We start from the raw sequence: 9,386 nt of genomic DNA, 5'->3' as shown, positions 1-9,386 counted from the left end.
CGGCGGTGAGCACAGCCCCCGAGTACGGGCATTCTTCGCCCTTCGCCCAGCGCCGCTATCTGGAGGACGTGCCCTATCTCTTCCCCAAGGACCCCCTGGAAGATCAGCGGCTCAATTACCAGCACCACGCCTTGTATCGCACCCTGAGCAACCATTACCTGGCCCCGCTCGCTCCTGAGCGCACCCGCACCATCCTGGACGTGGGCACCGGCACCAGGACCTTCAACAGGAACCAGACCTCTTCTCTGGGCATCAGCCGGCGTTTTCTCCCGCCAAACGAGAAGCTCTGGGAGCCTGATGCCTGCGCGAGATCCACGAGACTGGACGGATCTGGGGGAAGGATGGGGTGGGCGCCTCCTCCCGGTTGCGCGGACGAATCTGTCAGGCGATCCCTGTCGTTCCAGTTGACGGTGACTACCCTGGCTGCTCTCGACAGTCCTGAGCACCAGTGAGCAGCGTCATATCTGCCGCCAGCAGGTCTTTTGCCATCTGCACGAGACAGGGGTGATACTGCTCCGCTTGGCAGATGACCTGCTCCGGCTTGACCCATTGCGCTTCTCCATACTCCTCGTTGAGGGCAAGCTGCTCTCTTTCTTCCTCCGTCAGAGAGACCGCGACGGTGATCGAGAAGAGCTGGCACCCGTTGCTGACCGGCTCCTGTGCCCTGGTATCCCAGATCAGGTTGTAGTAACCAATAATGTGGCGCAACCGCTCTTCTGGTAGATCTAGCTGGATCTCTCGGCGCAACGTCCGGCGCAGCGCTTCCTCAATCAACTCCCCCTTTCGCATGCGTCCCCCAATCACCCACCAATCGGAATGGGGCTCCTGGACTCGCCTGGCAATGAGCCAGTGCCCTCGGGAGAGCAGCGCCGCATCGACACAACAAATGACCAGGGCATCGAGTGCTTGCGCGTAGATGTCCTCTGGCAGGAAGCTCCCTGGCTGGGGCCTGGTCCCTGTGAGAAACTGCCGGTTGGGGTAGGTGCGCACAGGCCGTCGGCTCATCGGCTCCTCCCTTCCGATTGCAGCAGCACGCCGAAGCGGATCACCTCAAGATTGCTGCCATCCAGCTGACTGAGCTGGGCATGCAAGCCTCGCAACCGGCACAGATGCAGACGAGACTTGATCTGCTTCATTTTGACTGCAGCCACTTGAGCGGACGGCACGGCTGCCTCGCTCAAGCGGAGATCAGCATAGGCTTGCGCCCAGAGATAGTGGCTGTACGCATGCTGCCGCGTCATGACCTCATCCCCTGGAAGATCCATCAACGCAGTCAGAATCTCCATCGCTTCCCGAGGCCAGCCCAGAGAGAGGAACGCCGCCGCCTTGGTATTGTAATACGTCCGTTCCGGAATGCGAATGGCAAACGCTTCTTCTAGCGTGGTTCTTGCTGCTGCGATCATCGCTCTAGACCGTTCCAGCAGAGCGACAGCGTCCCGCCGTTTCTGACGATCTTGTTGGGCTACCTGTGCCTGCGCGTAGCCTTCATCAAAGAGGAGGACTCCTTCTCACTCTGTCGGGAGCTGCTCAAGCAGACGAATGCGCTGGTAGGAAGCAAGAGCGGCCTCATAGTCAGCACGGGCTTGTCGGCGCAGCGCTTGCTCGGCCTCATGATCTCCCCGGGCCGCTTCTATCCTGGCCAGCGCTTCATAGGCAGAGCCTCGGTCACGCAGCACGCTTCCGATCCGAAGGGAGGTGACAGCCAGGAGGGAACGGTTCTCTGCTCTTTGAGCAAGCCTCAACGCCTTCTCCAACTCTCTCAACGCAGCTTCATCCTGACTTTGATCACGGAGGATATGAGCAGAGAGATGATGGTATCGACAGAGAAGAGCGGAGATTGTTTCTTCGTCTTTTCCACTCTTATAAGGCAAAACCGATCTAAGCTTCTCTAGAGTAGTGGTCAGCTCTGCTATCCGGTCTTGTGCGGTCGTTGCATGATTGCGATCCCAGAGTGTTTGAAGATACGCTTCGTAGGAACACGGATCGATCTCTCCGTGATCCAGGTTCACAGGATGGAGAGAGAGCAGATGCAATCGTTGAGCATGGTGACGTCTCGCTTCCTCCAGTGTAGCGATGCCCAGCGCCGCAGGAGGAATCTCCAGAAGCTGAGCCAGGAGACGGCGGCGCGCGAGGGAATCTAACCCCTTTTTTTGCTGTTCCATTTCTCGTACTGCTTTTTCCGAAACGCAGAGGGCGTGGGCCAGCCCTCGTTGAGAACGCAACGGGTGGCTCTTTGGCTTCATCAATCGGTACTGTTTGATCAGGTGTCCAACATCAACAGGGTCCTCCAAGGAGGCCAGCTCCAAAAACAGGGGAGGGATCGTCAGGAGCCGTGCCAGTCGCCGGCGCAGCGAGATGGAATCGAGCCCTACATCGCGGCTTTCTAAGTAGTAGATCGCCCGCTCTGTCAGCCCGAGTTCCTGAGCGAGACGTTTCTGGGTCCAGGACGGATCGTCCTGTTTCGCCCGCGCTCGAGCCCACCGGATCACGGCGCCAGGACGGGGAAAACCATCCTCTCCCACCTCTAGAGAAGCAGGCAGGCCGAAGGTGGTCCAATCAACAGATACCATCACGCCAAGCACACTCCTTCCTTCGCCGTATGGTCTTCCACTAGTATAAAGGGCACGTTCCCGGTCAGCAACTGCGCAACCGCACCTCACATTTCATGATCGTGCTCGGCTGTGACAGCACACGATGCAGCTCTGCTAGAGTACTTCTGGCACAGAGAAAGAAGAAAGACACTCACAAGAGATGCCTTGCTCTGACGGAAGAGCGATGGGACCAGCCCGCTCAGATGGTGATGAGCCGAACAAAGGAGGAACGAGCGAGATGGCGACAGCTCTCCAACCACTGACTGACGTGCAGGCATTGCCCCCGTCTTCCTGCCCGCGCTGCCGCCAGCAGCAGACCCAGGCCGAGATGGCTGCACTGCTCGCCCAGGCACAGGTAGCCTCCCTGCCCCGAGACTGCCAGAAGGGTCCCCATAAGCTTGCACACCCTGCTGACGAGCAGTCTCTATCTCAATGAAAGGAGCAGTGGTATGGCCTTCTTCCGTTACCTGTTGGGCTGCCGCACACGTGCCCGCGCCGTCTCCTCCCCTGTGCCGGCCCTGGCCACGTCGACAGCGGCGGGTACGGCCCCCGAGCACGGGTCTCCCGCGTCCTTCGCCCAGCGGTACTCCCTGGAGGACGGGCCCTCTCTCTTCCCCAAGGACCCCCTGGAAGACCAGCGGCTCAACGATCAGCACCATGCCCTGTACCGGACGCTCAGTCACCACTCCCTGGCCCCGCTCGCTCCCGAGCGCACCCGCACCATCCTGGACGTGGGCACCGGCATCTGGGCCGTCGAGATGCACGCCCTCTTCCTTCATGCCCTCGTGGTGGGCGTCAACGTCTCCCTGCAGCCCCGCCTCAGCCGGTGCCCCTCACCTGCGTCTTTGTCCGAGCGAACGTGCTGGAGGGCTTGCCCTTTGCCGACTGCCAATTTTGTTATACCCATCAGCGGTTGCTGGTGGCCGCCATTCCCGCCCGCTCCTGGCCCGGCGTCGTCCGCGAACTGGTGCGCGTCACCCGTCCCGGCGGCTGGATCGAATGGCTCGAACGCAGCGATGGCATCCAGCCCGCCGGGCCGGCCACCCGTCGCCTGCAGCAGTGGCACGATGGGAGCAGCCAGCAGCCACTGCTGCCCCATCGCCCCACTGGTCCCTCTGCTAGCTTTCTCCCTCTGCTTCCACCTCTTTTCAGGACATGACCTTCGGGGATATACTCCTCAGAGAAGATCTTGTCCTGACGGGAAGGAGCAGCCATGACTTCAGCACAGGTGCCTGACGAGGAGCACACGGGGATTCTGCCTTCGCCGCGCGGTCGGCGACGAATCTCTGTCTCGATTCAAGAACGGTCCGCTCGTGTGGGCGACACCATCATCATCGATGGACATCTGGCTCATCTGGAGAGTCTCATGCGACGCATGAGCGAGGGAGGCTATCAGTGGGAAGAAACACCCCATTTTCTCCTCTTCAGACGAGACCGTCCTCCGAAGACGATTGTGGTCCATCGCTTTGGCCCTGGCGTCTCTCCCGAGGCGATGCTGCATGCTATTGAGACTGAACTGACTCCCTTTGGCTTCCTGATGCTTGAGGAGGATGCGAACCGGCTCCTGGAAGGTATTCAGGCCTCACTCGATCCCTTGCCTGTCCGCCTCTATCAGCGTTCGCTCCAGATCGGCGGCTGGACGGTGATGCAGGCCATTGGCCTCGATCGGCACTGGCTCGCCAGGCGCTATCGACAGCGCGGCTACCAGGTGGAGATCACTCCGCATTTTCTGGTGTGTACGCGACAGCATCCTCCCTCGCCTGTCCTGTTGCACTGGTGCCGCCCCGAACAGATGCATCCAAGTCTGGCAGGGTATCTCATTGATGAACTCGGTCCACACGGCTGGCTGTCTGACCACCAGCAGCTCAGCTGCCTGATGACAGCCATTGTTGGAACCACCTATCCAGGAGATCTCCGCCGGGCTTGGAGCTACTTCGGGGCCAATACGTTGCTCCATCTGTTGACACTGGTCACCACTGCCGCGCCCCACATGCCCCCAGACAGCAGTACGCTGGAGTTCACTGCCACGCTTTATCAACGGGTGCTGGAGTTGTGTGCGGGGAAACGCTTCCTGGATGCCGGGTGCAACGCCGGCTTCTTTGCGCTCTTGCTCGCAGAGCGACGCCCCTTTGTTGAAGAGATTGTCGGCCTCGATCTGGACGGGAGCGTCTTTCGGGTCGCTGAGGAACTTGCCAGACAACGTGGTCTCCACACCGTCCGCTTTGTGCAGGGTGACTTGCGCTCGGCAGAGCTGGTCCGTCTGGGTCACTTTGATACAGTAACCGCCTTGCATGTCCTTGAGCATTTTGCAGAAGCTGAGATGTACCAGGTCCTGGAACACCTGCTGCAGGTAACTTGTCAGCATCTGATTCTGGCAGTTCCGTACGAGGAGCAGCCCACAGCAGGCTATGGACATCGCCAGTGTTTCTCGCCAGAGCGGCTGCAGCAGGTCGGCCAGTGGTGTCTGGAGCAGCTCCAGGGAGCTGGGCAGCTCTGGTACGAGGAAGTGGCACGTGGCGGACTCTTGCTCATCGAGCGCACAGCTCCATAACAACACGAACAGGAGCGACCCTGGCAGGTGCAGGGCCGGGTCGCTCCTGTCAGAAGCCTGAGCACTCAGGAGGCCGCCCCACGGGTGAACCCAGGCATGGCAGAAGGGTCCCCACGAGATCAGAGACCCGCGCTTCGTGAGGGAAGGCAGCAAGGAAGCCCTCAAGCACATCATGGAGCGGACGAGTGAACGAGGGAAGATGGGTAGTAGGGAGCAGTGTCTGCAGCAACTCAAGCCCTTGAACACCTTCTTCTCGCTCATGCAGACAGCAACACGCGGTGAGGAGAGGGAGAAGCATAAACAGCCGCCTTAGTATAGAAGTAGGAGAAAGCGCTTGCAAAGCTTGTTTGCTATATTGGAGCGCCTGCGGAAAGTCCTTCGAGAGGACGGCCAGCTTTCCACGAAGATGATACCAGTGAGCGCGATCAAAAGCCTCATTGGGGCTGATCGTTTCCTGCTCCAGGCAGAGGCCGATACGATCTAATAGCTGAGAGGCGAGGCAATAATCTCCCAAGGAGAGAGCGCTTTCAGCCCAGAGACCCAGGACATGGGCGCGGAGCTCTGGCGCAGGGGAGTCAGGAAGCTGATCCATCATACGGAGCACTTGCTGAGCACTCTGCGAGGCTTGCTGATACGCCCCTTGTCCATACAAGGCATTGACCTGTCCCAGCCGACTATAGCAAAGGGTGAATGGGTCTCCAGCTTCTAAGGCAGCAAGGGAGGCACTTTGATGGGCTTGGAAAGCCTCGTGGTAGCGCCCATGCAGACACAGTGCGCTCCCGAGCAGATTATAAGCTCCTGCCAACAGTAAGGCATGCTCTGCTAGTGAGAACCAGGAATACACGTGACGGAGGAAAAACACGCTGATCTGCCCTGTTGCCAACGCCTGACTAGCTTGGCCGGCATAGAAGAAACGCCATCCCTGTTGGAGGCATGTCCTCAGCGCCTCTGCTATCTGGGCACTTTCCTCAGCAGTAGGCCCCTTGTGAGGAGGGAGCAACGGTGCTCCTCCCCAAAGAAAGAGGGCACTGGCCTGCTGTAAGAACTGACGGCGAAGGAGTTCGAACATGGAGGCTCCTGTCTGAGACAAGGAAGTGACGACCTGAATAAGGTGTTCTGTACTCCACCCTTGAGTCTGCAGGTAGGAGAGTGTCACAATGCCCTGGAGCAGCCACTTGTCAGGGATCTCCGCCTCCAGAAAGGAGAAGTCTCTTCCAGGAGCTGGAGCACCCTGAAGCACCGATGAGTAAACAGGCCAAGGGAAAGGCGCCTGGGGTTGCCACGAGGCTCCTGACCGCAGAACTGTTTCTTCCAAGGCAGTCGAAAGTGGAGTCCCTGCTGCCTTTGCACGTCGCTGAGCTGTAAGGAACACCTGCCGGGCGGTGGCGCTCAGACCCTGCTGCTGATAGAGCTGTACCAGTCGTTGGAGAGCATCCTCATCCGTAGGGTCCTGCCTCACTACCTGGGTAAGTAGCTTTCTTGCAGGCCAGACGCGCCCTTGCATCATATAGGTATCGGCCAGCCAGAGTCGGCAAAGGCGGCGAATAACTCTGTACTCCTGTCGAAGAGATTTACACCAGTGCCCCTCCTCATCTTCCAAGAATTCCCCCCGTTCTAGATAGCACATGGCTTCCTCAAGCAATCTCAACCGCACAGAAGAATCGTGACTATGACAATCAGCCTCCTGGAGCAGTTGCTGAACAGCATCACTATCGCACCAAATCACATCTTGAGAGGCAAGCTCGTAGCAAGGGGGGTGGTTGAGAGAATGCAGCAGAGATCCCTGACCATCAGAGATCTCCTCTCGGAATGTTCGCCGAAGGCGATGTGCAGCATCTGTAAGATTGCGATCAGCAGCATCGGGCCAAAGATCTTCCAACAACGTGCCACGGCGCAGGCGACGGCCCGGAGCAGCTAGAAGGCGTTTGAGCAGACGCCGGCTTCCAGCTCCCTGACCCCAGGCTTCTGAAGGGATGGGAATCCAACGCCCCTCTGTGTCACGACGCTCTACATGGAATGGCCCGAGCAGCCAAACACGCACAAGAGGCTGTTGTTTGGCAAGCATTGGACGATCTGTGGACTCCATACAGGACATTCCCTTTCTCAAGGTCATAACCAAACCATATCGTCAGTTTAGCACAGGAGGAACAGAGTAGAAAATCCCGAACCATCTTCCGAGGTGACTCATGGGAGAGCTCCCGAGAGCTGCTGGAGCGAAGGTAAACAAGGAACCTAGCGGGAACGCTGGAGAGATATCTCACGTGCATCCTCTCGATGCTGCTATGCATGACATACTATTAGACTTCTCTATGGCTCTTGGAAATCCCATCAACCAAGTGACCAGTGATAGAGCAGGTAAACAAAATATTTCTCCTATAAGGTTAATTCTCTGTAATAACTAATAATGAGTATAAAATCAGAAAGGAGAGCTGGGATGTGGCACCTGTACTGCCAGCCTGACGGCCTGCTCGGCGCCCGTGGGGCACCTCTTGGCAGGCTGTCATCTCGCCGCGACCACCGCGGCGAGACGTGCGACTCCATCTGATCATGCAAGGAGGGAATCGCTCCATGACCATCTTCCCTGGAACCTGGCGCACGCAGGTGCAGATAACGTCAGGAGAGGCCCGAGGGGAGCGTGTGCCCCATGAGTCGACATCAGGCACGTGGACGCCTGCTGGCGGAGATGATCCCGCTGCCGCTGATTCCCCTCAGGGTGGGTGTAAGCTTGCTTGATCCTGAACACAGTCTCTCGGATCGTGACCTCCATGCTCTCAGCTGCCGGGCAAACAGCAATGGCGGACCTAGCTACAGACCTTTCAGACCCAGGGCTTCATAGCGGCGCTCACGTTGCTAAGCCGCAGGGAAGACGTCGGGGGAGGGTACCCTGCGATCGGTCCTGCAACAGCTCGAGCCGGCGCGCACTGTGTGAAATGCATTACCGCGGAGCCGAGGACCTGGACCAAGAGACGAGGGTGCGCAAGGGAACCTTATCCCTGCTGCTACCTTTCCATTTCTCGTCTTGCTTTTTCCGAAACGCAGAGGGCGTATACAAGCCCGTGTTGAGAACGCAAAGGGGGTCCCTTTGGCTTCATCAATCTGCAGCTCTTCAACCACACCTCAACTTTCATGATCTTGCTCAGCTGTAACAGCACGCGATACAGCTCTGCTAGAGTTACTTCTGGCACAGAGAAAGAAGAGAGACTCTCAGAGGAGAAGAAACTGAACGGGTAAGAACCTCTTGCCCTGATGGGAGAGCAGAGGGATCAGCCCGTTCGGATGGTGATGGTCCTAACACAGGAGGATCGAGTGAAATGGCCACGTCTCTTCAACCATTGACTGACTTACAGGCATTGCCCCTATCTTCCTGCCCCCGCTGCCGCCGGCGGCAGGCACAGCCCGAGGTGGCTTCCCTGCCCACGCAGGCATCGGCCACCTCCCTCGTTCCTGGCAGCAGGCGGGACGCTTCTGCCAGCTTATCCTTTCATCCTGATGGGAAGACGTCCATTTCTCTACGAAGGGAGCACTGATATGGCCTTCTGGCGTCATCTTTTCCGCAGACGCCGCCGAGTCCAGGCGGCCTCCGCTGCCCCCGCCGTGGTCACGTCGACAGCGGCGGTGAGCACAGCCCCCGAGCACGGGCATTCTTCGCCCTTCGCCCAGCGCCGCTATCTGGACGACGTCCCGTATCTGCTGCCCAAGGACCCGCTGGAAGATCAGCGGCTCAACTATCAGCATCATGCGCTCTATCGGACCCTCAGTAACCACTACCTCGCGCCCCTCACCCCCGAGTCAATCCGTACCATCCTGGACGTAGGCACCGGCACCGGCATCTGGGCCTTCGAGCTGCAGGCCCTCTTTCCTCACGCCCTCGTGGTGGGCGTCGACGTCTCCTTGCAATCCCTGCCCCAGCCGGTGCCCCCCACCTGCGTCTTCGTCCGGGCGAACGTGTTGGAGGGCTTGCCCTTTCCCGACGGCCAATTTTGTTATACCCATCAGCGGTTGCTGGTGGCCGCCATTCCTGCCCAGGCCTGGCCCGGTGTTGTCCGCGAGCTGGTGCGCGTCACCCGCCCCGGCGGCTGGATCGAACTGCTCGAACTCAGCGATGTCATCCAGCCCGCCGGGGCGGCCACTCGCCGCCTGCTCGACTGGTTCACCGGCATCAGCCGCCAGCTCGGCTTCGAGATGGAGGTCCTGCGCCGGCTCGGGGAGCTGCTCCAACAGGCTGGCTGCATCGACGTGACCAG

General features: G+C 59.2%; 8 protein-coding genes and 1 pseudogene. 4 read left to right on the top strand and 5 right to left on the bottom strand.

All coding sequences use genetic code 11. From position 1 onward, the window contains the following. A pseudogene (locus A4R35_RS24050) lies at window positions 1-452 on the top strand (hypothetical protein); the annotation flags it as partial. Here the strand turns inward: A4R35_RS24050 and A4R35_RS00250 are convergent. The 4 genes from A4R35_RS00250 to A4R35_RS00235 form a co-directional block, all read right to left on the bottom strand. Next, window positions 415-1,005 (bottom strand): NUDIX domain-containing protein, encoded by a 591-nt coding sequence (locus A4R35_RS00250; protein ID WP_112425420.1) that lies wholly within the window; start codon window positions 1,003-1,005, stop codon window positions 415-417. The pseudogene A4R35_RS24050 and the gene A4R35_RS00250 overlap by 38 nt on opposite strands. Further along, complete coding sequence (locus tag A4R35_RS00245; RefSeq protein WP_112425418.1) at window positions 1,002-1,403, bottom strand: hypothetical protein; 402 nt, start codon at window positions 1,401-1,403, stop codon at window positions 1,002-1,004. The genes A4R35_RS00250 and A4R35_RS00245 overlap by 4 nt, the downstream gene beginning before the upstream one ends. Before the next feature lie 105 nt (window positions 1,404-1,508). Further along, on the bottom strand, window positions 1,509-1,676 hold the full coding sequence (locus tag A4R35_RS24045; RefSeq protein ID WP_189361155.1) for a hypothetical protein: 168 nt from the start codon (window positions 1,674-1,676) through the stop codon (window positions 1,509-1,511). A gap of 1,114 nt (window positions 1,677-2,790) precedes the next feature. After that, complete coding sequence (locus A4R35_RS00235; RefSeq protein ID WP_112425414.1) at window positions 2,791-2,985, bottom strand: hypothetical protein; 195 nt, start codon at window positions 2,983-2,985, stop codon at window positions 2,791-2,793. Window positions 2,986-3,417: 432 nt separating this feature from the next. Between A4R35_RS00235 and A4R35_RS23780 the strand changes: the two genes are divergently transcribed. Both A4R35_RS23780 and A4R35_RS00225 read left to right on the top strand, forming a co-directional pair. Further along, window positions 3,418-3,750 carry a methyltransferase domain-containing protein gene (locus tag A4R35_RS23780; RefSeq protein WP_146747050.1) on the top strand — a complete coding sequence of 111 codons (333 nt, stop codon included), beginning with the start codon at window positions 3,418-3,420 and terminating at the stop codon, window positions 3,748-3,750. A 54-nt stretch (window positions 3,751-3,804) separates the two neighbouring features. Next, window positions 3,805-5,142 (top strand): class I SAM-dependent methyltransferase, encoded by a 1,338-nt coding sequence (locus tag A4R35_RS00225; RefSeq protein WP_112425410.1) that lies wholly within the window; start codon window positions 3,805-3,807, stop codon window positions 5,140-5,142. 49 nt (window positions 5,143-5,191) lie between these two features. On the opposite strand, the gene A4R35_RS25135 is transcribed toward A4R35_RS00225, so the two are convergent. Beyond that, complete coding sequence (locus A4R35_RS25135) at window positions 5,192-7,207, bottom strand: AfsR/SARP family transcriptional regulator (protein WP_399358648.1); 2,016 nt, start codon at window positions 7,205-7,207, stop codon at window positions 5,192-5,194. 1,463 nt (window positions 7,208-8,670) lie between these two features. On the opposite strand from A4R35_RS25135, the gene A4R35_RS00215 reads away from it, so the two are divergent. After that, a partial coding sequence (locus tag A4R35_RS00215; protein WP_189361151.1) for a class I SAM-dependent methyltransferase occupies window positions 8,671-9,386 on the top strand: 716 nt, incomplete at its 3' end.

It is taken from the genome of Thermogemmatispora tikiterensis (assembly GCF_003268475.1).
In the GTDB taxonomy this organism is placed as follows: Bacteria; Chloroflexota; Ktedonobacteria; order Ktedonobacterales; family Ktedonobacteraceae; genus Thermogemmatispora; species Thermogemmatispora tikiterensis.
This window is presented reverse-complemented; position numbering and strand designations above follow the sequence as displayed.